Here is a 24,621-nt window from a genome sequence, read left to right on the forward strand (position 1 = left end):
ACTGCGAATCTATCTTATGTCCCGTTAATTTTTTAAACAATTTAACAGATTGGTTCGAGAATAGGTCAATGTAGTGTACAAGTCGAGCCTTCATCCTTTTTTGGTTGGAGGTTTTTTCTATTATGTTAACGATGTTTTAATCGTTTTCTTCAATGTTTTGTCAATATAATTTGCAAGCCTTCGACTATTTAAACTTATCAAAGGATCACTAAGAAATTTAATCGTTGATTTTGGGGCGTGGCAAGCTAACCATATAGACCTTGGTTTGATGCCTAACATTGCATATTTTCAAGGAAGCACTTAATAAACATACATAACCGTTGGTCGGATATTTTATGATAATGAAAGATTTTTTAGAGTGATGCTTGTTTTATAAAAACTTATGTGAGATATTACATTTTTAAATAAAACTTCCCTAAAAGCACTTTTATTTTAACAGTGATTTTGATGCTAAAAATCAAAATTGCAGTTCAAGATTAAGAATATTATTAATTCATTTAAATTAAGTAAGACCTTAATTAGACCAGTTATGATTAAACCACTCCTTATTGCCTATTTTTTATGTATTTCGCTTTCCATGTTTTCACAGGAAAACATATCAACATCTGGAGGAGAAGCCACTGGTTCTGGAGGTGCTGTAAGCTATTCTATCGGTCAAGTTGTTTATTCGACTTACATTGGTAGTAACGGAACACTTTCTGAAGGTGTGCAACAACCTCAGGAAAAAATCACTTATGTATATAATGACACTTGGTCACCAGGTGATCCTAATGGGGTAGCTTCAACTGGTGATAATATTGTAATTGCCACAGGTAATGCCATAATAAATGCAAATACATCTTGTAATTCGGTAACCGTTAATCCCGGAGCTGCACTCACAATAGAAACCGGTGCAACGTTGACAATTTCTAATGGGATGATTTTAGAGTCTGCCTCTACAAGTTACTCAAGTTTAATTCTTGACGGAACAGTAGCTGGAACATTAACTTATGAGCGTCACGTTAATATCAATGGTTCAGGAACAACAGGAAGTAATGATTTGGTGTCTGCACCATTAACTGGACAAGACTTTGCTAGTTTTGCAGCGGCAAATCCTAATATTCTAAATACTGGTACTTTATATCTATTTGGTCCTTTTGATAAAACTATTGGAGATTATGTTATCTATGCCAATACTGAAACTGCAACTCTTGATGCAGGTATTGGCTATAGAACTGGAACAACTGACAACGGAACGGTAAGCTTTATGGGTACTGCAGAAAATGGCACTATTAGTAATGCTATTGAAAATTCTGGACCTTCTTTTGAAGAATGGAATCTTGTTGGTAATCCGTATCCATCATATTTGAACGTTCAAGCATTTCTAAATCACGATGTAGGTGATGGCGTTACAAATCTTCAATTATTTGATGCTAGTTCAGCTGCTATTTATGGATATGATGGAAATGCATTAGATGGCTGGACGATTTATAACCTGTCAACAACTAACGCATCCACGGTCATCGCGCCTGGACAAGGATTCTTTGTAAGTGCTGATGCAACTAAAACCGTTGCTTACGATTTAGAGTTTACACCTGCTATGCGTTCAACTGGAACAGATGACGATTTCATTCAAGGTAGAAATGTAGAGCTCATATACTTAAAACTTAATTTGAGTTCAGGCAATGATACCTGTAGAACAGACTTTTACTTTAATGCTAATGCCAGTCAAGGCTTAGATGTGGGTTATGATGCCCAAATGTTTAATAATTCAGCTTCAGGATTTAGTTTGTATTCCCACTTGTTACAAGACAATGTAGGTGAACCAATGGCATTGCAAGCACTTAACCTCGCAGACTTAAATGAGGTATCCATTCCATTAGGAGTCAATTGCAATCAAGGTGAACAAATCACTTTTAGTATTGCTGAAACGACCTTACCCGAATCGGTAACAATATCTCTTGAAGATGTTGTTGCAAATACTGTAACCTTTTTAGACAATTCAGATTACATCTTAACACCAACAACTGATTTATTGGGAACAGGACGTTTCTTTTTAAGAATCTCACAAGATGCTTTAACAATCATAAATAATGATTTAGATGCACTTAATATATTTTCTTTAAACACATCAAAAGAGCTTGTTATTTCAGGGAAACTAAAAGAACAAACTATTTTGGAGCTCTATGATATTCAAGGCAGAAGGGTATTATCAACTGAGCTTGATGCAACTCTTTTGCAAAACCGAATGAGTGTCTCAAATTTAAGTACAGGCGTGTATGTGGTTCAACTTCAAAATAACGAAGAACAAAGATCTCAAAAAGTGATAATCAATTAAAATGGGCTTAAAGCGCCATATATAAAATTTTTATATCGAACCCAGAAATTATAAATCAAACCAATAAAAAAAAATATGAATAAATTTTTTACCATCCTAGCGGCTTTAATACTAACGGCTACAACCTTTGCCCAAGCCCCAGAAAAAATGAGTTACCAAGCTGTTGTAAGAGACAGTGGTAATGCTTTAGTAACCGACCAAACCGTAGGCATGCAAATTAGTGTATTGCAAACCACAGCAACGGGAACAGCAGTGTATGTAGAAACCCAAACACCAACTACCAACACCAATGGATTGGTGAGCTTAGAAATAGGGATGGGTGCTGTGGTCTCAGGAGATTTTTCAGCTATAGATTGGTCTGCTGGCCCTTATTTTATTAAAACAGAAACCGATCCAACAGGAGGTACGAATTATACCATCACAGGAACCAGCGAATTATTGAGTGTGCCTTATGCCTTACATGCTAAAACCACGAGTATTCCCGTGTCTAATGTGCAGACGGATCAAACATTACGACAAGTTTCTCCGAGTTGGGTTCTAGGACCAACATTTGATAATATAACTGGTTTTAAAGCTGGTTCTCATGTGAAAATATCGTACTTAGTCCCAAGTAGGAACAATGCACAGGGTAGTTGGGGAGGTTTATACATTGAACCTCAAGTTTCCTTTGACAATGGCTCTACCTGGAATAGTCTTGGATCATGTGGTTATGATGGAGGTGTTATGATTCAGCAATCAGCAGCAATAGGATCGTATACAAATACGCTTTTAATAGATCCGCAACAAACCACAGATTTTGATGTTAGAGTACGATTCTATTATAGATCTTATGCAGATGTAGCTTTCATAAATGGTCAAAACTCTATCAATAATACAAGTGGAACAGCGCCAATAATGTCGGGAACAAATGGTTTACAACATTTTACCAAGGTGATAGTCGAGGAAGTATTTCAATAAAAAACTTATAAAGTCATACTTAAATTAAACCATACTTAATAAAAGACATAAAATAGTTAAAAACCCATAGAACAAAATAAAATTCAATGTTGGATTAATAGTTCCATTAAAGTGCCAAAGATTGATTGATAGTAATGAATTTATACGACAGTTAATAAAAAAACCTAAGGGAAATCTTTAGGTTTTTTTATGAATTTTAATCGTAACTTTGGCTAACCCAAATGAAATAAATTTTAACTATGCTAGACAATTTTTGGTTTAATGTGCAATATGGCATTAACCACGTTTTAGACCCTAATGGATATGACCATGTTCTTTTTTTAATGGTTTTGGCAGTTCCTTATGTGTTTAAGGATTGGAAACGTGTGTTACTTTTAGTTTCCATGTTTACGCTTGGTCATACGTTATCTCTGGTACTTGCTGCTTATGGTGTGGTTTCTGTAGATGGTAAACTGGTTGAGTTTTTGATACCTATTACTATTTTGGTAACGGCAATTTATAACGTGTTCACGGCTGGTAAAAAGGATAAGGGTAAACAAATAGGGTTACTATTTTTTACAACGTTATTCTTTGGTTTGATACACGGATTGGGATTTGCTAGAGAATTTAAAATGTTTGCTGGCCAGTCCGAAAATAAAATTGAACTTCTCATAGAATTTGCACTTGGAATTGAGATTGCACAGATTATTATTGTATTTGTAGTACTGTTCCTTGGGTTTTTGTGCCAAACCATATTTAGATTTTCGCGTCGCGATTGGGTTATGGTGATTTCGGCTATCGTTATTGGGTTGGTTATACCAATGATTATGGGCAGCGATCTGTTAAACTAACCATAATTGATAAAACTTTAACGACAGTGCAATTGTTTATACAATTCTATCCTATTATATTCGTTACTTACATTGTATAAAACGCTTAATGTCAAATAAAAAACAACGTCGTTACGATAAGGCTTATTTGCGTATTGCCCAAGAATGGGGCAAATTATCGCATTGCAAGCGTAAGCAAGTTGGTGCCCTTATTGTTAAGGACCGAATGATCATTTCAGATGGTTATAATGGGACTCCAACAGGTTTTGAAAACTATTGCGAAGATGACGAAGGTTACACTAAATGGTACGTGTTGCATGCAGAGGCGAATGCTATTCTAAAAGTAGCCTCCTCTACACAATCTTGTAAAGGTGCCACCTTATACATTACGTTGTCACCCTGTAAGGAATGTAGTAAGTTAATTCATCAAGCAGGTATTGTAAGGGTGGTCTATTCACAGTCGTATAAGGATTGTTCAGGAATAGATTTTTTAAAAAAAGCAGGTATAGAATTAGAATTGATTGAAGATTTAAATGCCTAATGGCCACGAAAAGTAAATATATTCCACTAATCATTGGTGTGGCAATTGCTGCTGGCGTTGTTATTGGTGGAAAATTAAACTTTACAGACACTTCGGATAATCTGTTTACGACCAATAGTAAAAAGGACAAACTCAACAGGCTAATTGATTACATAGATTATGAATATGTGGATGAGGTTAATACAGATAGTATTGTCGATGTAACGGTTAACGGTATTTTAGATAACCTTGATCCGCATTCCACATATATTCCCAAAGAAGATTTAGAGCGCATTACAGAAAACATGAAGGGTGATTTTGTAGGTATAGGCATTAATTATTATCCTTATAAAGACACCATTGCAGTTATAAAACCAACAGAAGGTGGCCCAAGTGAAAGTGCAGGCATAATGAGTGGAGATCGCATTTTAATGGCCGATGGGGATACTATTTATGGCAAGGCCATTACTTATGATTTTATCTCAGAGAAACTTAAAGGCGAAAAAAATACCAAAGTAAAACTTACAGTCTATCGTAAAAGTGAAGATGAACTTCTGGAATTTGAAGTTAAAAGAAAAACTATTCCTATAAAAAGTGTGGATGCGGCTTATATGTTAACCGATGAGTTAGGTTACATAAAAATGAATCGCTTTGCCGAAACAAGCTATAAGGAGTTCAAAGTGGCTTTAGTAGATTTACAAGACCAAGGCGCTACCAAATTGGTATTGGACCTCAGGGATAATCCTGGTGGATTTTTAGGAATTGCAGAGCAAATTGCAGATGAGTTTTTAGAAGATGATAAGCTTATCTTATTTACAAGAGACAAAAAAGGACGGGAGGAGCGTACTTATGCTACCAGAAGAGGGGATTTTGAAGATGGTGAAATCTACATCCTTATCAATGAAAATTCAGCCTCAGCAAGTGAGGTGATTGCCGGTGCCTTACAAGACAATGATAAAGGAATCATAGTTGGCAGACGCTCTTATGGCAAAGGTTTGGTACAGCGTGAAATGGCATTGGGTGATGGTAGTGCGGTTCGTTTAACGGTCTCTAGGTATTATACACCAACTGGTCGCTCTATACAAAGGCCATATACTAATGGCGACAATTATTCTTATTACAACGATTACTACAAACGATTAAGAACTGGTGAATTGGCCGATGAGGACAATATTAAAGTTGATGATTCCTTAAAGTTCACAACGCCAAAGGGAAAAGTTGTTTACGGTGGTGGAGGTATTATACCTGATGTTTTTGTGCCTGTGGATCGCTCTTTTGATAATGAAACTATTAATTATTTAAGACGAAGAGGTCATTTTGGGTATTTTGTCTTTGAAGAATTGGATAAGGATAGGAGTCTCTACGAGGATATTGCTAAGTACGATTTTATCAATAATTTTGAAGTCAGTGATGATATTGTCATGGGCTTTCAGGATTATGTCAATCGAAAGGAAGGAACGAATATTACATTCGTAGCATATAATGATGAAATCAAACGCCTAATTAAGGCTACCTTAGCAAGACAGTTATTCGACGACAATTCCTTTGAAGAGGTTCTGAATAAGGAAGATATTATGGTGCAAGAAGTGATTCTGTTAAGTAACGAATATCCGAGTTTTAAACACTAACTTTATCGTGCACTTTGGTATGCTTGCCACCATTCCACAATGTGAGAATATCAGTGGCCACCTGGGCACCACTCCCACAAGCTATCGCAAATTGACTCCTCCAACCGGCCAAAGTACCAGCAACATATAGGTTATCTTCTATCATATGGTCGTTGTTCTTTAACCAAATACGGTCTTTTTCCTTTGCAGCTCTCGGATGTGACTCAATATATTTTTCTAACCCTTTTATGGTTAATAGATTTGTATAACCAACAGCAATGACAACAATTTTAGAGTTGTAGATGTTTTTATTGGTTTCAACCACAAAACCTTCATTAGTTTTAGATAAGGATTTTACTTTCTCTTTTTCGATTTGGTCAACGTGAGGGTATAATTTTTCTAACTGATGTTTTCCGCTTTCCAGTATTTCTTTACCTAAAGTCCCAGGTGCTAAACCAAGTACATTATTAAACAATGCGGTCTGCAGATGAGAACTTTTTTGATGAGCAATAAGACCTATCTTTTTATCTTTTGCAAACGGCTTGTCTTTGGCAGAGCCTAAAACTAAGGCACAAGACATCCCAGCCGCACCAGCACCGATAATCAATGCATCAAAACTCATTTTTGTTTTTTGCTTAGGGTTTCAATTTGCTTGGAAACTCTCAGAATTTGTAGGAGAACAATGGCACAAAGTGCTGAAAAAATGGTTATAACCGCCGTTAGGCTTTCACCTACTAACATATCTTCAAAGTTCAATTTTGTGGCGTTAAATATGATGAGTGCAACGGCAATAATCGTTAGTGTCCAGATAAAAATCTTCATGTCGTAATCGTTTATTAGACTAATAATGCTTTAATGTTGTGTGCGAATAACTTCACCGCAATGGCTAACAAAATTACACCAAAAACTTTTCTTATTATGTTAATACCGTTTTTCCCAATAACACGCTCAATTTTAGCGGAAGTTTTCAGGACGATATAAATAAAAATTACGTTGACAATAACGGCAACTATAATATTTTCAATTTCAAATTCTGCTCGTAAGGAAAGCAAGGTTGTTAAACTACCAGGCCCAGCAATCAAAGGGAAAGCTAAAGGAAATATAGAAGCCGTTATAGCGTCATCTCCATTGTCCTTGTAGAGTGTAATACCCAAAATCATTTCAAGGGCAATAAAGAAAAGTACAAAAGCACCCGCTACTGCAAAAGAGTTGACATCAATACCAATAAGGTTTAATAAACTTTTACCCACAAAAAGGAATATAATCATGATAACACCAGCAATTAAGGATGCCTTTTCACTTTGTATATGACCAACTTTTTTACGTAAATCTATTATAATAGGTATGTTGCCAATGATATCTATCACGGCAAAAAGAACCATAAAAGCAGTAAATATTTGTTTAAGATCTAGCTGCATAATTTCCATTTTTAAAATTCGCGGCAAAGGTCTTATTTTATTATGGATAATCAATATTAAATAACGGTAAAGTTTATTTATTTTTGCGGCATGTTTCAACTCGGAAAAACCATAGTGTCAGAAGACATCATAGAAAGGGACTTTGTATGTAATTTATCGGCGTGCAAAGGTGCTTGCTGTATAGAAGGTGATGCTGGCGCACCTCTAGACGAAAAGGAGCTTAAAATACTAGATGATATTTACCCTAAGGTTAAACCTTTTTTACGTCAAGAAGGCATTGAAGTTATTGAGGCACAAGGGACTTCAGTTAAAACGGCTTTTGGAGATTTGGAAACACCGCTTATTAATGGTGGGGAGTGTGCGTATGTCATTTTTGATGATAACCATACAGCACTTTGTGGCATAGAAGAAGCTTACAACCAAGGAGAAATTGACTGGAAAAAACCTGTCTCCTGTCATCTTTATCCCATAAGAGTGAAAGATTACTCAGAGTTTTCTGCAGTCAACTACGAAAAATGGGAGATTTGTGATGACGCTTGTGCACTTGGCAAGGAGCTTCAAGTTCCAGTTTACAAATTCGTAAAAGAAGCACTGATTAGAAAATTTGGTCAAGACTGGTATGATGAGTTAGAAAAGATTGCAGAAAAGAAATTCAAGAAATAATAAATTTCCTTATTGAAATTGTCCCCTTTTCTACAGAACTTAAATCACCTTTAAATACAATCGTTATGAGCCTGTTTAACGAGGTAATACCTACAGTTTTTCTAAAAACATAGGACAGGTTAAGTATCTGTTTATCAAATAGTTGTAGTAAAAAAAGATTTATTACCATTTTGATATATAAGAACTTGTGTTGTTAAAAACTTGTTGACAATGTTGATAAGAATGTCTTTCATTTTTTTATTCAATTTTAAATCTTTGTCAGTCCCAAGTCGCTTCAAAAAATCAAAATTAATCCTCAAAAAAAGCAATGTAACATGGCACAAGCAGTAGAACCAATTTTAGCAGAGAATAAAGATAGATTTGTAATATTTCCTATTCAACATCACGATATTTGGGAATGGTACAAAAAATCTGAAGCTAGTTTTTGGACTGCAGAGGAAATTGATTTACACCAAGACTTAACTGACTGGACAACAAAATTAAATGACGATGAGCGTTATTTTATCAAACACATTTTAGCCTTTTTTGCCGCAAGCGATGGAATTGTAAATGAAAATTTAGCTGAGAACTTTGTGAATGAAGTACAATATAGTGAAGCTAAATTTTTCTATGGATTCCAAATTATGATGGAGAATATCCACAGTGAAACCTACTCGTTGTTAATCGATACTTATGTTAAAGATGAAGCTGAAAAAGATAAACTTTTTAAAGCCATTGAAAATTTCCCTGCGATTAAGAAAAAAGCAGACTGGGCTTTAAAGTGGATTGAGTCTCCGAGTTTTGCAGAGCGTTTAATCGCTTTTGCAGCCGTAGAAGGAATTTTCTTTTCTGGTGCGTTCTGTTCTATTTTCTGGTTAAAGAAAAGAGGGCTGATGCCAGGTCTTACATTCTCTAACGAGCTTATTTCTAGAGACGAAGGGGTTCATTGCGACTTTGCTGTGCACTTGCACAATAATCATCTTATTAATAAGGTGCCTAAAGAGCGTATAAGAGAGATTATTGTAGATGCGCTTAATATTGAACGAGAGTTTATTACAGAGTCGTTACCAGTAAGTCTTATAGGTATGAATGCCAAACTTATGACCCAATATTTGGAATTTGTAACCGACAGATTATTAGGTGAGTTAGGCTGTGAGAAGGAATATAATGCATCAAACCCATTTGATTTCATGGACATGATTTCGCTACAAGGGAAAACAAATTTCTTTGAAAAGCGTGTATCAGAATACCAAAAGGCAGGAGTCTTAAACAAGGAAGAGGAGAAGGATAAGTTTTCTTTTGATGCCGACTTTTAATACGTTGAATAAGGTCTATGTAATAGACTAATCTTTCAATGTCATTTACCTATCTCCTGTAAATCTTGAGATAGTTCAAAATTATAATTAATCAAATCCAGTGAGTACAGTTTAAAGCTGAATTCACCATAACTAACCATCGTTTTTTTGAATTGGTGTATTCAAAAGGACCTAAAACTTATAATTAACTTATGTATGTAGTAAAAAGAGACGGCCGCAAAGAACCAATGATGTTCGATAAGATTACAGCGCGAGTAAGAAAGCTGTGTTATGGATTAAATGAACTTGTAGACCCAGTTAAAGTGGCAATGCGTGTTATTGAAGGGCTTTACGACGGAGTAACAACAAGCGAACTTGATAACTTGGCAGCCGAAATTGCGGCGACGATGACCACAAGCCATCCAGATTATGCAAAGCTAGCCGCGAGAATTTCAGTCTCTAACCTACACAAAAACACCAAAAAATCTTTCAGCGAGGTTATGGAAGATTTATATACCTATGTAAACCCACGTACTGGTAAAAAAGCACCATTGTTATCAGATGAGGTCTACAACGTTATTATGGAAAATAAAGACAGATTAGATTCTGCAATCATCTATAATCGCGATTTTGGTTATGATTATTTTGGATTTAAAACTTTAGAACGCTCATATTTATTAAAACTCAACGGTAAAATTGCCGAGCGTCCGCAGCACATGTTAATGCGTGTATCAATAGGTATCCACCTAAATGACTTAGATGCGGCGCTTGAGACTTACGAGTTAATGTCCAAAAAATATTTTACACACGCAACACCAACATTATTTAATTCTGGCACCCCAAAACCACAAATGTCATCTTGCTTTTTGTTGACTATGAAAGAGGATAGCATTGAAGGTATCTACGACACTCTTAAACAAACTGCTAAAATCTCACAGTCGGCTGGAGGTATAGGGTTATCTATTCACAATATTAGAGCTACAGGAAGTTACATTGCAGGAACCAATGGTACGTCTAATGGTATCGTACCAATGTTACGTGTCTTTAACGACACGGCACGTTATGTAGATCAAGGTGGAGGAAAGCGTAAAGGTAGTTTTGCTATTTATTTAGAAACATGGCATGCCGATATTTTTGATTTTCTTGATTTAAAGAAAAACCACGGAAAAGAAGAAATGCGCGCCAGGGATTTGTTCTATGCCATGTGGATATCGGATTTATTCATGAAGCGCGTACAGGAAGATGGAAATTGGACGCTTATGTGCCCAAATGAATGTCCTGGCTTGGCCGATGTTCATAGTGAGGAATTTGAAGCGTTATATACTAAATACGAGGAAGAAGGTAAAGGACGCAAAACTATTAAGGCAAGAGAATTGTGGGAAAAGATTTTAGAGTCTCAAATTGAAACGGGTACACCTTACATGCTTTATAAGGATGCGGCCAACCGTAAATCCAATCAGCAAAACTTAGGAACTATAAAATCCTCAAACCTATGTACTGAGATTTTAGAGTATACATCGCCAGATGAAGTTGCTGTATGTAACTTAGCATCAATTGCCTTACCAATGTTTGTTAAGAATGGGGAGTTTGACCACAAGGAACTTTTCAGAATTACAAAGCGTGTCACTAAGAACCTAAACAGGGTTATTGACAGAAATTACTATCCAGTAATAGAGGCGGAAAATTCTAATATGCGCCACAGACCAATAGGTTTGGGTGTGCAAGGATTAGCAGATACGTTCATTAAGTTGCGTATGCCTTTTACTAGTGATGAGGCCAAAGCTCTAAATCAAGATATTTTCGAAACTCTTTATTATGCAGCTGTTACAGCATCCATGGAAGAGGCTAAAGCTGATGGGCCGTATCAAACCTATGAAGGGTCGCCTATAAGTAGAGGTGAATTCCAGCATAACCTTTGGAACGTGAAAGATGAAGAATTGAGTGGTCGTTGGGATTGGGATAAACTGCGCAAACAAGTAAAGGAGCATGGTGTACGCAACTCTTTATTGGTAGCTCCTATGCCAACAGCATCCACGTCTCAAATATTGGGTAATAACGAATGTTTCGAGCCATATACATCTAATATATATACTCGTAGAGTATTATCTGGTGAGTTTATTGTAGTCAATAAACATTTGCTTGAAGATTTGGTAGAACTAGGACTATGGAACGAAAGCGTGAAACAAGATATCATGAGGGCAAACGGATCTATTCAAAATATCGATGTTATTCCTGAGGATATCAAGGAGTTGTATAAGACTGTTTGGGAACTAAGTATGAAGGATATCATAGACATGTCTCGCCAAAGAGGTTATTTTATTGACCAGTCACAATCACTAAATCTATTTATGGAAGGTGCTACAATGGCCAAATTAACTTCAATGCACTTCTATGCATGGAAGAGTGGATTAAAAACAGGAATGTATTACTTGCGCACGAAGAGTGCGGTAGATGCCATTAAGTTTACCTTGACCAATAAAAAGAAAGAAGAGCCAGTTGCCGAAACCGTGCAGGTCTCTGAAGATAATGTAGTTGAAAAGCAAAAGGAAAAAGCTGCTAAAACAGCGGCTAAGTTCACAGAAGAGACTACAGAAGTAGAGCCATTAACAGCAGAAGAGATGAAAGCCTTAATTGCCCAAGCTAAAGAGAGCGAAGGAGATGACTGTTTAATGTGTGGTTCTTAAAAAAGTTTCTGCTTTTGCAGAAAACTCAATTTAAGTGTTATCAAAGCACCTCTTAACCGAGGTGTTTTTTTTTGGATAGGATGAGCATATCATGTTTTTGGTACAGAAGCAATAAAAAAAGCACTCAATGCCGAACTATACGGGAGAGTGCTTTATTTACCTCTTTAAAATAATGGACTAATTAGCTCCCATTAAAGCAAAGAATTTATCAATATTAGGCATTAATATAATGCGTGTTCTTCGGTTTTTAGCGCGATTTTCTCTAGAGTCATTATCTACTAAAGGTTGATAGCTACTTCTACCTGAAGCTATAAGTTTTGAGGGCTCTACATTATATTTGTTTTGTAGTTTTCTCACTACAGATGTTGCTCTTAAAACGCTTAAATCCCAGTTGTCTTTTATATGCTCTGTATTAATACCTCTAGAGTCTGTATGGCCTTCAACCATAACATCAATGCTTTCTTCAGAGTTAATCACATCTGCCAACTTTTGTAAAATGTTATCGGCTTTGTTGCTTATTCTATAGCTACCAGAATTAAATAACATTTTATCTGAGATAGAAATCATCACTACAGTTTCATTAATGTTTACTGCAATATCTTCGTCCTCATTGAGTTTAGACGTATCCATGGTTTTTTCAAGGTTGTATTGAATTGCTAGATTCATGGAGTCTTTTAAGGTTTTAGCCTCTGCTAATTTAGAAGGGTCAACGTTTTCTAAAGTCGCTAGCATTTTACGTTTACTTTCATTAGACATTACCGTCCCATCTTTATTAACATCTAATTTGATATCATTTTCGATTTTAAGGCCTTCAACATCCTCATTTAAAGAGTTGATTTTTTCATTATATCTATCAACACGTTCTTGGATTTTAGCAAACTTGTTCTCAAGATCTTCCTTTTCAACTTTGGTTTTGGTCAGTTCACTTTTAATTTCACCGTTTTCTTGTTCTAAGGCCATGTACTTCTTTTTTGAAACACAAGAGCTTATTAGAATTGCTGCTACTAAAAGCATTAAAGTTTTTTTCATGGTTTTGTTTTGAGTTAGTTTTTATAATTACATTTATATATACGACGAAGTGTTATTTTTAGATGTTGAAAAACATAATATTTTTAAAAATGGATTCTAAATTAAAAGAGGTCGCACAAGTTTTTTTTAAGTTAGGTTGTTTTGCTTTTGGCGGACCGGCAGCACATATAGCAATGATGGAAGATGAAATCATTCAAAAAAGAAAGTGGATGACGAGAGCCTCTTTTTTGGACTTAATAGGTGCTACTAATTTAATACCAGGACCAAATTCTACTGAAATGACTATGCATTGTGGTTATGAACGAGCAGGAAAGGCAGGGCTTTTTATTGCTGGTATTGCCTTTATATTACCAGCAACAATTATTACTGCAATTTTAGCTTACTTCTACGTAGAGTACGGTAACTTACCAGAAGTTGAACCTTATATTTATGGGATTAAGCCAGCTGTTTTAGCCATAATAGCTGGGGCAATTATAAAATTAGGTAAAAAAGCTCTTAAAAGTTTTGAGCTTATTATAATTGGCATTTTAGTATTGGTAGCTAGTTTGCTAGGTGTAAATGAGATTGTTGCTTTATTAACAGCAGGTTTTGTAGGGTTGATTTATTTTTACTCTAAATCCAAAATATTTTCACAATTAAACTCAACTTCTCCGTTTCTGTTTTTTTTTGGTATTAATACAGCAATAGCTAAAGTCTCCACTTTAAAATTATTTTTTATTTTTCTAAAAGTTGGTAGTATTCTTTATGGAAGTGGATATGTGTTATTTGCATATTTGGACGCTGAATTAGTAGCGAGAGGATTACTAAGTAGAATTGAGTTAATAGATGCCATAGCGATAGGACAATTTACACCAGGGCCTGTATTGTCAACATCAACTTTTATAGGTTTTCAGCTTTCTGGATTTGCGGGAGCATTAGTCGCTACTATTGGTATATTTCTACCTTCTTTTTTATTTGTTTTGATACTTAACCCATTCATACCAAGAATGCAAAAGTCTAAGCCTATTAGATATTTTTTGGACTCTGTAAATGTCGCTGCAGTTGCTGTGATGTTGGCTGTACTCATTGTGATGAGCAAGGATACCCTTGTGGAATGGCAAAGTATTGTAGTATTCTTAATTGCTGCGATATTGACTTTTAGAATTAAAATTAGTACGATTTGGACAATATTGATTGGTGCAATATGTGGCTTTATTTTGTTAACTCTGACTAAATAAAAAGCCGTCATTATTAATGACGGCTTATGACTTAATTGATTATCTGTTCTGTTTAATCTTCAGCTTGTTTTTTTTCAGCATTTTGGTCATCTACACTAATTGTTGCAGGTTCGACAGAACTGTCAAAAGAATTGTGATATTCTTGTAATAAATTCATGGTAGCATTAAGAAAATCTTTGGTTTCAATAAGTAAACTGAAGTAAAGCGTTGTGTTTTTTGGGCTAGACTCTTCATTGCGTGTGCGTGAAACCTGTTTTACTATTTTGTCCGTAACCAAATCAAGAACTTCTTTTTTACGATTAATTATTGTGCCGATTTGTTCGAAAGATCTTGAGTCAAAGGCAATCTTTGTATCGTTTAGAAGGACCTCCAGAGCTTCATCTACTTCTTTAAGCTCTTTTATCTGACTAAATTTTAATTTTTTGTGATTGTTATTTACATGTTTGTGACTTACTTTGGAAATATATTCTAGTGACTGGGTCATATCTTCGAGGTAACCTAGAATATTTATGTAGAAACTACTTGCTCTTAAACTAGTTTCATCTAAGTTTTTTATGAAATAGAAGATGTTGTCTCGTAAACTGTCAACTTCGGTTGATAATTTATCAATTTGCTTTTTATTCTTTTTTAGCAGATTTAAATCTTGTTTTGCTAATCCATTTACAGCGTTAGTATAAATTTTATTTCCGCGTTTAACTACATTTGATATATTATCTGCACTTTCTAAAATAACTCCTTGTACTGAGCTACTACCTGTAGTTTTAAGGCTATCTTCCTCTAACACCTTATTAGAGTTCTTCTTATGCGATTTGTAGTTTCTATACAATAATATTGAAGTTAATAATAAGAGGATTGGAATCATTACAGATGGGTTCCAATTAATTAAGAATACAACTACCCCAGCTGCGACAAATGCACCAAGAGCGGTGCCGAACCACCCACCAATAACATTTAAAACACCAGCAACACGATATACAGCGCTTTCTCTACCCCAAGCTTTATCGGCTAGAGAGGTTCCCATGGCCACCATAAAAGTCACGTAGGTTGTAGAAAGAGGTAATTTCATAGATGTAGCAATGGCAATTAAAACGCCAGCTACCATTAAATTAACGGATGCTCTAATCATATCAAATGCTGGAGCATCTACACTTTGATCCTTTGTCATGATAAATTGCGGTTTGCTAAACCTTAGGCCTATTTTATTTTGGATAGACTTAGGAAAAACGGCACCAAAATAGATCGAAAGTTGAGTAGCTCCTTTTACTATAGATCTAGAAAGTTGGTTTGGCTCAAACTTTTCGTGGGTTTCGCTTTGTCGAGATAGACTAATTTCTGTTTCAGCAACTGTTTTTGCTTTTTTAGAAAACCATAAAGTTAATACCATGATTGCACCAGCAATAAATAATAAGTAAGGTTCAGCCGGAACTTTTTTATCCAAGACACCCATTGACATTGTAACATCCATACCTCCAGCAACCCAAGCCTCGTAAGAATGGTAAGCCGCCATAGGAACACCGATAAAGTTCACTAAGTCATTTCCAGAAAAAGCTAAGGCCAGACCAAATGTTCCAACTGCTATCACAACTAACAAAACAGTTTTTTTAGTCAACTTTTCAAATAAAAGAGAGAAAAGTGACCAAAACATAAAACTTATTAGTATAATGTAAACTTCGTTTCCTTCTAATAAATCTTTAAGTTCGTTGTAGTAAGGAGTTCCTTTAAGACCTTTTAAAAAGATAAAGTAAGTAATTGCTGTTAAGGCTAGACCGCCAAAAACCATTCCAAAACTCTTGACTTTTTTCTCATAATTAAATGTAAAGACAAGTCTTGAAACCCATTGAACAATTGCACCAACAGTAAAAGCTATAACAACAGATAACAGTATGCCAGAAATGATTTCTAAGGCTTTTTCAGTATTAATATAGTTTACTAAATCTGAATATGTTTGAGAGTCTGAGTTGCTAATTTTAATTAAAGACATCACAACGGCAGCACCTAACAAGTTAAAAACAATGGATACAGTTGTTGAAGTTGGTAATCCTAAGGTGTTGAAGAAATCCAATAATAAAATATCAGTAATCATCACTGCCATAAAAATCAGCATAATTTCCCCAAATTCGAATTCAGCAGGCACAAAAATACCTTTCCTAGCCACCTCCATCATCCCACTAGAGAATACAGCGCCAATAAAAATTCCTAAACTTGCAACGGTCATGATGGTTCTCATAGAGATGGCTTTAGAACCAATAGCAGAATTTAAGAAATTTATCGCGTCATTACTTACACCAACTATAATGTCGAACACAGCTAGTGTTGTTATGGCGACTAACATTAATAAATAAATATTATCCATAGTTTTTTAAATAAGTTTGCAAATATGTAAATATTGCCTGAATGTAAAGTTACGTAATTGTTATTTTACAATTTAAAAATGAAAGTCAAAACCTAATCTAAGTGTAATGTTATCCTCATTATTGTCAATGGTTGTGTAACTTATATCCGACTGTAGCTTTAATTTGTGACCAACAATAAACTTATTAAATCCAATCGTGTATTGGCGCTCCGGAAGCCTGTTGGTGATACCTTCAAAATTAGTTTGGGTGTACCGCATTGCAATTTCATAATTATTCTTGAACAAATAACCTGCTTGTAGGTTCAGAGCATTTCCAGTTAGAACAATATCACCTGTTGGTGTTCCGTCAATGTCTGTTGCCACTTCGTTTTCTGCTGTTCTCTTAGCATATTCACCCATAAATGAAAATCCCTTGTATTTAAACATGGCATCCGCAAATATTGTTGTCTGGTCTGTTTCATAAAGAGATCCATCAGAACGTAACATATAATCACCAGCGAAACCTCGAACCCTTACGGCATCTTGATTGTAATTGTAAGTGAGACCAACCATTAACTTTGGTTTTTCTTCACGCTTGAGGTCAGACTGACTATAATCTCCTTTAGATTTGAATGTTCCAAAAGGTAAAAACTCTAGTCTTGCCGTATATTGTAGACCACCTTCATTTCCTTCTGTTACATTTCGACCCTCTCCTTGAGAAACCGATAATTTTTCTCTTATTAATAAATTCTTTCCAATTTTGGTTTTGTGTCGAAGTTGAATGCCCAAATCCCGGTCTATATTAAATCTACTATTTAATAACGAGCGATCTATTAACTGCATATTTCCTGAGGAGACAACACGTTCCACATTTCCCGGAAGTTTAGTTTGTCCTGCCCAGAGTTCCCAGTTTTTTGCAAATTTCCACTTAAGAACAGCATCTAATATGTAACGTGGGGTATTTCTGTTGAATTGATTAGCACCAGAAATATCTCTATTTGATAAGCCCAGCTCTATTTTATATATCAAATTTGGACTGTAAGCGAATCCATCAAATTTTAACCGTGCTCTTCGAACAATAAAATTATGTTCTGGACTTTGGTATAAATTTCCATCATGATCCCACGATGAAATGGAACGAACTTGAAATCGAGGCGCAAATTTTATACTGAAGGAGCTATCTTTTGCAACAAAATTAATTAAACCCTTTCCAAAGGAGGTATCACTGATTTCTTGAGCTTTTAATGAAAAAAACAATAAAGTAACAATCGCTGCTGCGGATAGTTTTAGGCTTGTCATATGTCTTAGTTTTTGTCGAGTGTAAAGAACCTAAATTATAAGGCGGTCTATGTTTCCTAATTGTTAAGTTATCTTTAAAAAAAAACTGCCTTGGCCAAAGGCAGTTATTAGAATTCATGATAATTAGTCGACAAAAACTAGTAGATCATATGAATCTAAATTGTCTTAATAAGACGACGTAAATGTATAGCGGTCATTTGATTTATGTGTAATCTTAACATTAAGTAATTATTAACCAAAAGTTTTTAAGTATGCTATTTAAAGCGCTGTAAAACAATTGACTACACTTTTAATGTAAATTTAATGTTAAGAAAATGTTGTTTAAACATTAAGAAAACAGTATATTTGATATTGAAGCAATTTTGAAACCCCAGAATTATGAATAAAAAGATATTGATATTGTTTGCTTATTTTTTCAGTTTATTTGCTTTTGCACAACAAGAGAGAGACTTAAAACTTAATAAAGACACTAATTTAATTGAGGTTACCTATTATCACGAGAATGGAGAAGTGAGTCAGACAGGTTTTTACAATTTAGATGGAAAGTTACATGGTGAATGGCTAACTTTTGATGATAAAGGTAAAAAAAGCATTTCTGCTAAATATGATAATGGAAAAAAAGTAGGGAAATGGTTTTATTGGAGTGGCAATTCATTAAAGGAAGTGGACTACAATAACAATATTGTCGCTAACGTTAACGAATGGACAAGTACAGATTCTAAGTTAGCATCCAATAATTAAAAAAAGGAAAGTAATTTAAATAAAAAAGCATCCTAAACTTAGGATGCTTTTTTATTAATATAAGTTAAGTAGATTGAAAAATATCTAACAGTTTAGTTTGCTGTCCAGTTAGAGCCCCAAGTTGCAAAATCGGTTCCGGTAGCGTTATCAGCACTTCCAAAAATAAGTTCTGCTTCGGTAATCATATTCTCTAAATCACTAAGTACAACTGGCGACTCAACATTTGAAAAGGCAATATCAGTAACTGAAGTATCACCATCTACAACACCTTGGCTAGTAGCCTGACCAGGTTCATCATCTTGAATTACAAAACCACGTCCAAAATTACTTACCAAAATGTTAGTGAAAACACCACGTGATCCAGCTCGCAATCTAAAAGCTCTTCCTGAATCATTATCTCCTATTACAGTGACGTTGGTGACGTTTGGTGCAGAAAAGTAACCGCCTTCATTAGAGAAATCCGTATTGAATCCGTCCATTTCAAAACCACTGTCATGTCCAATGCCTTCATTTTGAACAATATATACATCCGTTAAAGACCCGGTATAACCTTCAGTCCAGTCAATAGAATCGTCTTCTGCATCAGTAACCACTAAATGACTAGCATTTACAGTTCCACCAAAAAACTCAAAACCATCGTCAGAACCCTTGTAAATCTGAACGTAATCTATAACAGTACCATTACCAACAGCATACAACGATAAGCCGTTAAGCTCTGCATTACCATCAATAGCACCTCCAACGTATTCTAAACGGACATATTCCATACGACCAGAATTGTCATTAGGAATATTGCCACCATAAGATAATCCGCCGACTTCAGTCGTTGCAGTATCGGTAGATCCATCTGCTGTTGAGTTAATAGGTGCTCTACCACATAAAACAATTCCTCCCCAGTCACCTGAACTAGGTGTTCCGGCATTGGATGTAAAAACAATTGGATTAGATGAAGAACCTACAGCCTGTATTTGAGCACCAGGTAAAATAGCTATATAGGCATTTACACCTACAGGTGCTACTTTAATTTCAGCACCAGCTGGTACTGTTAATGTTGTTCCCTCTGACATTAGGACTGGTCCAGTAATTAGGTACTCTTCACTATTGCTCAGTGTTAAATCTTCAGTAAAAACACCACTCAGTTCAATAACGCCATCAGAGTTTGATGGATTATTGGTAATGTTAATCGTAATATCTGAAGTATCATCTCTTTCACATCCTAAAAAGGCCAAGGTAAAAGAAAGTAAGATTAAAAAATTGCGTTTCATTGTTTTAAAATTTAAATGTTATGTTTTGTTAAAATTTATATTTAAGAGTAAGACCCATATTTACACCAGCTTTAAACTCTGAGATCACAATGTCTCCACTTCCTGTCCCTTCCCTTACAAATGAAATATTTGGATTAAGAAGATTTGAAGCAGAAAGCGTGATATCAAGTTTATCATTGATTGGACTATTCCATACAAAGTTTAAGCCTGTTACACTTTTCTCTACAATATTTCCAAGTTGACCAGATCCAATGGAGTAAATACGATCAGAAAAATATGAAGTTACAAGGGTTAATCGAGGTTCATAGTTTCCAAAAGTTGGTCTAAAAGATAGATCAGCATTGAACACCCAGTTTGATGCACCTTCCAAGGCTTCTGTGTCCCGATTAAAGGCTGTAGTGAATGTTCCTGAAATATCTTCCAAGTCTTGTTCAGTAAATAGGTAAGACCCATTAAATCCAAAACTCAGTAGTGAATCGTCTTCATCTTTCATCACAAGGTTTTTTCGAAGCTCTAACTCAATACCAAGTACATCTGCTTGTTCTCCAGTTCTAAAGTAACGCTGCGTTCCTGTTGCGTCTGCTGCAACAACTCTGTTTACAGGATCTTCTATTCGCTTTGCAAAGGCAGCAACCGAAAGTATTTCTTCGGGTGACATAAACCATTCATATTTTAAATCGAAATTAAAAATGTTGGAATAAGTTGGTCCGTTGCCATCAACTCCACCTAATAAGTCTGGGTTACCGCCATATCTGACAGTTACATCTTCATATATAAATGGAGCCACTTCTTTAAACTCTGGTACAGAAACCGTTTTACTAAATGAAAACCTTAAGTTAGAGTCATCATTAAGTGCGTATTTTACATTTAAACTCGGTAAGAATAAGGTTTCGGAAACAAATCTGAACTTAGGATCGTTAGGTGGGATATTTATTACATCGTATTCAATCTCTTGTTCAAAATATTCTAATCGTACGCCAGGTACAAATAACCATTTTTCACCAACTGTTATTTCAGCATTGGTATATCCTGCATAAATGGAAAGTAAACCATTGTATGTGTTTTCAGGTAGACCAGGAACGTTCGTATTCCTAATCTCGTTACTAATTGGATTAAGAACTACAGTGTTAAACAATCCTTCACCTGGTTGAGTACTAATATTGCTAACATTTAATATGTCATTAAGATTGTTAACATCAGTTACGGGTGTATTGTCTCTGTCAATAATTTCATAGCCATACCTGACACTATTGAAAACACGTTTTTTTCGTCTTCCATTGTAACCTATATTGATTTTAAAATTCTCTGAAACATCCTTTTTTAAATTTAAGAAACTACTAAACTCATTATCCTCAATGGTCTGGAAGAATCTTTGGTTATCGAAAGGAATATTGGTATAAAAAATAGGATTTGTATTGGCATCATCATCCAAGGCAAATTGATAATTTTCGAACGAGAAACGACGACGGTCTGGCTCATCGGAAAAAACTTTGTTATAGCCGCTTCCCCAAGTTAATACTAAAGAACCTTCATCAAAACGGTGTGTTCCAAGTAATTGATTAACGAAAATCATATCTTGATTAAATCGTCCATTAATTGTAAAAAACCCTAAACCATTAGGGTCTACACTCGCAATATCGTCACGATTGAAACCGAGTCCTTTGGTACCATAGTAACCGACCTCGTCATTTGAACTGTTAATGAATAAAGAACTGTATTTAAAAGAATGTTGTTCATCTAGTTTAAAATCTAAATTCAACATTCCAGTGGTATTGGTACTGTAGCTGTATTCTTCTACATTAGGATAATCTACTTTTAAAACATTAGTAAAATCTCGTGCAATACCTTCCCTGTATTCAAAACTGTTAGAAAATCCTAATGTAGCGAAGAAACTAAGTCTTGTATCCTCATCAAAATTAAATGAATAACCACCAGATAGGGTACCATTCATATTTATTGGGTCTTCACCATTTTGAGGGTCTACCGTATGTGAAAGTACAACCGCAAAAGGGTTATTGTTATATCTGTTATAATATCCGAAGAAACTAGGCCCATCATTTCGTACAAAATTTTCACCTGAAGCATTAGAATTAACTCCACTTCCAAGAGAGACGTCTAAAAAGCCACTGCCAGTATATTCTTTAGAATTTATATTAACATTCCCTGCGGCGAAATCACCAAAAAAACTTGGTGTATATGCTTTACTTACCGATATGTTTTCAATAATATCAGTAGAGAATAAGTCTAAATCAATATTCTTTTTGTTAACATCTGTAGATGGAAGTGAAAGACCGTTCATGGTAGTATTTTGATAGCGATCACCAAGTCCTCGCACATATACATCACTCGAGCTCTCTTGTTTAGAAATCCCTGAAATTTTTGAAACGGCTGCAGCGGCATCGCCCACGCCCTTTCGTGATAACTCAACTGCACCAATACTTTGTTTTATTTCAACAGCTTTTTTCTGGTCTAGCAATAATGCAGCTTCACTTTCTTTACGAGTTGTAGTTTTAATGACTACTTCATCTAGACTAGCTGAGCTTGCCCCCATAGCAACGTTTACCGTGGTTACTTTATTAGCTACCACTTCAACCTCAATTTCTTGAGTTTCATATCCCACAAAACTATAAACCAAGATATATTTACCAACGTCTATATCTTCAAATATGTATAGCCCATCCATATCAGATGTTGTACCTTTTGAAGTGCCTTTGATAAGAACATTGGCAAAAGGCAGAGGTTCATTATTGAATTCTTTATCTGTGAGTTTACCAGATATAGTTCCTGTTTCCTGTGCAAAGGAGAACGATGTTATTAATATGGTTAAAATGAAATATAATTGCTTCATCAGTTATTTAAATTGTTGCTGCAAAGAAACTATCATATTCTCTGTAACAGGTTACTCAATGATTAAAGTTTTGTGACCAAAAAGTTAGTTAAAGGTTAGCTAAATATTAAGTGAATTAGCCTTAAGGAAACAATAAATTAACATGGGGATTTGTGTAGAAAGGTGGTTGTATTTTCTAAGTATTTCTTTATCAATTTAGTTATCTTGCATTTTTAATTTTAGCTTATGAACTGGGAGCAATTATTATCCTTAAGACGCTTTGGAGACGAAAATAAACGACTAAGAAAAGAACAGGACGAAACCCGTGTTGGTTTTGAGGTTGATTATGACCGTATTATATTTTCCTCAGAATTTAGAAGTTTACAAGATAAGACTCAGGTAGTACCCTTATCCAAAACAGATTTTGTACACACCCGGCTAACCCATAGTCTGGAGGTGAGCGTTGTTGGTCGCTCTTTAGGTAGAAAAGTAGGTAAGTTACTTTTAGAAAAGCATCCGCATTTAGAGAATGTGCACGGTTATAAGATCAATGATTTTGGTGCCATTGTGGCTGCTGCAGCCTTGGCGCATGATATTGGCAATCCACCTTTTGGTCATTCCGGAGAAAAGGCCATTGGGTCATATTTTAAGGATGGAAATGGTGCTCAGTTTAAAAACGAGTTAACGGAAAAAGAGTATCAGGATTTATGCGATTTTGAAGGAAATGCCAATGGCTTTAAAATATTAACCGAGAGTAGAGCTGGCAGAAAAGGAGGTTTACGGCTGAGTTATGCAACACTTGGTGCCTTTATGAAGTATCCAAAAGAGTCCTTACCCAAAAAACCAACCAATCATATCGTAGATAAAAAATATGGCTTTTTTCAAAGTGAAAAGGACATGTTTAACGAAGTTGCAACGGATTTAGGTTTGATTAGAAGAAGTAAAGAGGACTTGAACTACAACAGACATCCCTTGGCTTATTTGGTAGAGGCGGCGGATGACATTTGTTATACGATTATAGATTTTGAAGATGGTATAAATCTTGGCTTGATTGAAGAGGATTATGCGTTGGAATATCTTATAAAATTGGTCAAGGATAGAATTATAACCAAAAATTATAATGCCCTAAAAACTACTGAAGATCGGGTGAGTTACCTTAGAGCCCTTGCGATTAGTACTTTGATCGATGAGGCGGCATCAATTTTTATGAAGAATGAGGAAGCGATCCTGGATGGAAATTTTCAAACGGCACTTTTAGACGTCAGTCAATACAAAGCCCAAATAACGGATATTATAAATTTAAGTATCAAGAAAGTTTACCGTTCAAAAGAAGTTATTAATAAAGAAATTGCAGGCTATGAAATTCTAAATCAATTATTGAATACTTATGGACAATTAGCATACAACTCATTTACAGGCCTTTTATCCAATTATGACAATTTATTGAAAAATATGCTACCCGAAACGGTTGACTTATCTAGCGACTCTTTGTATGATAATCTGCTTTCGGTGTGTTTGTTCATTTCAAAACTTTCAGATACCAATGCCATGTTACTCCATAAAAAGCTGAAAGGGAATATTTTATAGCATGTATTTCATCGAATAATTTTGTTTTTTACCGATATATTAATTTACTTTAACTCATAATTAGCCCCAAAAATA

At 35.2% G+C, this 24,621-nt stretch carries 19 protein-coding genes; 11 read left to right on the forward strand and 8 right to left on the reverse strand.

The window, feature by feature from the left end:
- Window positions 1–529 precede the first annotated feature (529 nt).
- The 5 genes from ACFQ1K_RS12885 to ACFQ1K_RS12905 all read left to right on the forward strand — a co-directional run bounded on the left by ACFQ1K_RS12885 (window position 530) and on the right by ACFQ1K_RS12905 (window position 6,231).
- Complete coding sequence (locus ACFQ1K_RS12885) at window positions 530–2,317, forward strand: T9SS type A sorting domain-containing protein (protein WP_320554346.1); 1,788 nt, start codon at window positions 530–532, stop codon at window positions 2,315–2,317.
- Window positions 2,318–2,392: 75 nt separating this feature from the next.
- The gene (locus ACFQ1K_RS12890) at window positions 2,393–3,274 is read left to right on the forward strand and encodes a hypothetical protein (RefSeq protein WP_320554345.1); all 882 of its coding nucleotides are present in this window, start codon (window positions 2,393–2,395) and stop codon (window positions 3,272–3,274) included.
- Window positions 3,275–3,513: 239 nt separating this feature from the next.
- Window positions 3,514–4,104 (forward strand): HupE/UreJ family protein, encoded by a 591-nt coding sequence (locus tag ACFQ1K_RS12895; protein WP_320554344.1) that lies wholly within the window; start codon window positions 3,514–3,516, stop codon window positions 4,102–4,104.
- An 88-nt stretch (window positions 4,105–4,192) separates the two neighbouring features.
- Window positions 4,193–4,624 (forward strand): deoxycytidylate deaminase, encoded by a 432-nt coding sequence (locus tag ACFQ1K_RS12900; protein WP_320554343.1) that lies wholly within the window; start codon window positions 4,193–4,195, stop codon window positions 4,622–4,624.
- Complete coding sequence (locus ACFQ1K_RS12905) at window positions 4,624–6,231, forward strand: S41 family peptidase (RefSeq protein WP_320554342.1); 1,608 nt, start codon at window positions 4,624–4,626, stop codon at window positions 6,229–6,231. Before ACFQ1K_RS12900 ends, ACFQ1K_RS12905 begins: the two co-directional genes overlap by 1 nt.
- Here the strand turns inward: ACFQ1K_RS12905 and ACFQ1K_RS12910 are convergent.
- From ACFQ1K_RS12910 to ACFQ1K_RS12920, 3 genes are read right to left on the reverse strand one after another with little or no spacing between them, the layout of a single operon-like run.
- Window positions 6,221–6,832 carry an FAD-dependent oxidoreductase gene (locus ACFQ1K_RS12910; RefSeq protein WP_320554341.1) on the reverse strand — a complete coding sequence of 204 codons (612 nt, stop codon included), beginning with the start codon at window positions 6,830–6,832 and terminating at the stop codon, window positions 6,221–6,223. The genes ACFQ1K_RS12905 and ACFQ1K_RS12910 overlap by 11 nt on opposite strands.
- Window positions 6,829–7,032 (reverse strand): hypothetical protein, encoded by a 204-nt coding sequence (locus ACFQ1K_RS12915; RefSeq protein WP_320554340.1) that lies wholly within the window; start codon window positions 7,030–7,032, stop codon window positions 6,829–6,831. The genes ACFQ1K_RS12910 and ACFQ1K_RS12915 overlap by 4 nt, the downstream gene beginning before the upstream one ends.
- Before the next feature lie 14 nt (window positions 7,033–7,046).
- Window positions 7,047–7,628: a MarC family protein gene (locus ACFQ1K_RS12920; protein WP_320554339.1), complete on the reverse strand. Its 582-nt coding sequence runs from the start codon at window positions 7,626–7,628 to the stop codon at window positions 7,047–7,049.
- 90 nt (window positions 7,629–7,718) lie between these two features.
- On the opposite strand from ACFQ1K_RS12920, the gene ACFQ1K_RS12925 reads away from it, so the two are divergent.
- The 3 genes from ACFQ1K_RS12925 to ACFQ1K_RS12935 all read left to right on the forward strand — a co-directional run bounded on the left by ACFQ1K_RS12925 (window position 7,719) and on the right by ACFQ1K_RS12935 (window position 12,249).
- Window positions 7,719–8,291, forward strand: a complete 573-nt coding sequence (locus ACFQ1K_RS12925; RefSeq protein ID WP_320554338.1) for a DUF3109 family protein — start codon at window positions 7,719–7,721, stop codon at window positions 8,289–8,291.
- 314 nt (window positions 8,292–8,605) lie between these two features.
- Window positions 8,606–9,586: a ribonucleotide-diphosphate reductase subunit beta gene (locus tag ACFQ1K_RS12930; protein ID WP_320554337.1), complete on the forward strand. Its 981-nt coding sequence runs from the start codon at window positions 8,606–8,608 to the stop codon at window positions 9,584–9,586.
- A gap of 191 nt (window positions 9,587–9,777) precedes the next feature.
- Window positions 9,778–12,249 carry a ribonucleoside-diphosphate reductase subunit alpha gene (locus ACFQ1K_RS12935; protein ID WP_320554336.1) on the forward strand — a complete coding sequence of 824 codons (2,472 nt, stop codon included), beginning with the start codon at window positions 9,778–9,780 and terminating at the stop codon, window positions 12,247–12,249.
- Between the two features lie 177 nt (window positions 12,250–12,426).
- Here ACFQ1K_RS12935 and ACFQ1K_RS12940 read toward each other — a convergent pair whose 3' ends face one another.
- Window positions 12,427–13,278 carry an OmpA/MotB family protein gene (locus ACFQ1K_RS12940; protein WP_320554335.1) on the reverse strand — a complete coding sequence of 284 codons (852 nt, stop codon included), beginning with the start codon at window positions 13,276–13,278 and terminating at the stop codon, window positions 12,427–12,429.
- A gap of 89 nt (window positions 13,279–13,367) precedes the next feature.
- On the opposite strand from ACFQ1K_RS12940, the gene chrA reads away from it, so the two are divergent.
- On the forward strand, window positions 13,368–14,495 hold the full coding sequence (gene chrA, locus ACFQ1K_RS12945; protein WP_320554334.1) for a chromate efflux transporter: 1,128 nt from the start codon (window positions 13,368–13,370) through the stop codon (window positions 14,493–14,495).
- 52 nt (window positions 14,496–14,547) lie between these two features.
- On the opposite strand, the gene ACFQ1K_RS12950 is transcribed toward chrA, so the two are convergent.
- Complete coding sequence (locus tag ACFQ1K_RS12950) at window positions 14,548–16,848, reverse strand: inorganic phosphate transporter (RefSeq protein WP_320554333.1); 2,301 nt, start codon at window positions 16,846–16,848, stop codon at window positions 14,548–14,550.
- Between the two features lie 72 nt (window positions 16,849–16,920).
- On the reverse strand, window positions 16,921–18,126 hold the full coding sequence (locus ACFQ1K_RS12955; protein ID WP_320554332.1) for a porin: 1,206 nt from the start codon (window positions 18,124–18,126) through the stop codon (window positions 16,921–16,923).
- 378 nt (window positions 18,127–18,504) lie between these two features.
- On the opposite strand from ACFQ1K_RS12955, the gene ACFQ1K_RS12960 reads away from it, so the two are divergent.
- Entirely contained in the window at window positions 18,505–18,867 is a 363-nt protein-coding gene (locus ACFQ1K_RS12960) for a toxin-antitoxin system YwqK family antitoxin (protein ID WP_320554331.1), read from the forward strand.
- Between the two features lie 92 nt (window positions 18,868–18,959).
- Here ACFQ1K_RS12960 and ACFQ1K_RS12965 read toward each other — a convergent pair whose 3' ends face one another.
- Window positions 18,960–20,132 carry a multidrug transporter gene (locus ACFQ1K_RS12965; protein WP_320554330.1) on the reverse strand — a complete coding sequence of 391 codons (1,173 nt, stop codon included), beginning with the start codon at window positions 20,130–20,132 and terminating at the stop codon, window positions 18,960–18,962.
- Between the two features lie 28 nt (window positions 20,133–20,160).
- Entirely contained in the window at window positions 20,161–22,980 is a 2,820-nt protein-coding gene (locus tag ACFQ1K_RS12970) for a TonB-dependent receptor (protein WP_320554329.1), read from the reverse strand.
- 225 nt (window positions 22,981–23,205) lie between these two features.
- Between ACFQ1K_RS12970 and ACFQ1K_RS12975 the strand changes: the two genes are divergently transcribed.
- On the forward strand, window positions 23,206–24,546 hold the full coding sequence (locus ACFQ1K_RS12975) for a deoxyguanosinetriphosphate triphosphohydrolase (protein ID WP_320554328.1): 1,341 nt from the start codon (window positions 23,206–23,208) through the stop codon (window positions 24,544–24,546).
- The last annotated feature ends 75 nt before the right edge of the window (window positions 24,547–24,621 follow it).

Source organism: Winogradskyella aquimaris, assembly GCF_042676105.1.
Classification (GTDB): domain Bacteria; phylum Bacteroidota; class Bacteroidia; order Flavobacteriales; family Flavobacteriaceae; genus Winogradskyella; species Winogradskyella aquimaris.

Excerpts from the sequence above, each read along its gene's own strand:
- ACFQ1K_RS12930 (WP_320554337.1), top strand. The coding sequence starts at position 8,606 with ATGGCACAAGCAGTAGAACCAATTTTAGCAGAGAATAAAGATAGATTT.
- ACFQ1K_RS12890 (WP_320554345.1), top strand. The coding sequence starts at position 2,393 with ATGAATAAATTTTTTACCATCCTAGCGGCTTTAATACTAACGGCTACA.
- ACFQ1K_RS12955 (WP_320554332.1), bottom strand. The coding sequence starts at position 18,126 with ATGACAAGCCTAAAACTATCCGCAGCAGCGATTGTTACTTTATTGTTT.
- ACFQ1K_RS12940 (WP_320554335.1), bottom strand. The coding sequence starts at position 13,278 with ATGAAAAAAACTTTAATGCTTTTAGTAGCAGCAATTCTAATAAGCTCT.
- ACFQ1K_RS12915 (WP_320554340.1), bottom strand. The coding sequence starts at position 7,032 with ATGAAGATTTTTATCTGGACACTAACGATTATTGCCGTTGCACTCATC.
- ACFQ1K_RS12960 (WP_320554331.1), top strand. The coding sequence starts at position 18,505 with ATGAATAAAAAGATATTGATATTGTTTGCTTATTTTTTCAGTTTATTT.
- ACFQ1K_RS12885 (WP_320554346.1), top strand. The coding sequence starts at position 530 with ATGATTAAACCACTCCTTATTGCCTATTTTTTATGTATTTCGCTTTCC.
- ACFQ1K_RS12975 (WP_320554328.1), top strand. The coding sequence starts at position 23,206 with ATGAACTGGGAGCAATTATTATCCTTAAGACGCTTTGGAGACGAAAAT.
- ACFQ1K_RS12925 (WP_320554338.1), top strand. The coding sequence starts at position 7,719 with ATGTTTCAACTCGGAAAAACCATAGTGTCAGAAGACATCATAGAAAGG.
- ACFQ1K_RS12950 (WP_320554333.1), bottom strand. The coding sequence starts at position 16,848 with ATGGATAATATTTATTTATTAATGTTAGTCGCCATAACAACACTAGCT.
- ACFQ1K_RS12935 (WP_320554336.1), top strand. The coding sequence starts at position 9,778 with ATGTATGTAGTAAAAAGAGACGGCCGCAAAGAACCAATGATGTTCGAT.
- ACFQ1K_RS12920 (WP_320554339.1), bottom strand. The coding sequence starts at position 7,628 with ATGCAGCTAGATCTTAAACAAATATTTACTGCTTTTATGGTTCTTTTT.
- ACFQ1K_RS12970 (WP_320554329.1), bottom strand. The coding sequence starts at position 22,980 with ATGAAGCAATTATATTTCATTTTAACCATATTAATAACATCGTTCTCC.
- ACFQ1K_RS12910 (WP_320554341.1), bottom strand. The coding sequence starts at position 6,832 with ATGAGTTTTGATGCATTGATTATCGGTGCTGGTGCGGCTGGGATGTCT.
- chrA (WP_320554334.1), top strand. The coding sequence starts at position 13,368 with ATGGATTCTAAATTAAAAGAGGTCGCACAAGTTTTTTTTAAGTTAGGT.
- ACFQ1K_RS12905 (WP_320554342.1), top strand. The coding sequence starts at position 4,624 with ATGGCCACGAAAAGTAAATATATTCCACTAATCATTGGTGTGGCAATT.
- ACFQ1K_RS12895 (WP_320554344.1), top strand. The coding sequence starts at position 3,514 with ATGCTAGACAATTTTTGGTTTAATGTGCAATATGGCATTAACCACGTT.
- ACFQ1K_RS12965 (WP_320554330.1), bottom strand. The coding sequence starts at position 20,132 with ATGAAACGCAATTTTTTAATCTTACTTTCTTTTACCTTGGCCTTTTTA.
- ACFQ1K_RS12900 (WP_320554343.1), top strand. The coding sequence starts at position 4,193 with ATGTCAAATAAAAAACAACGTCGTTACGATAAGGCTTATTTGCGTATT.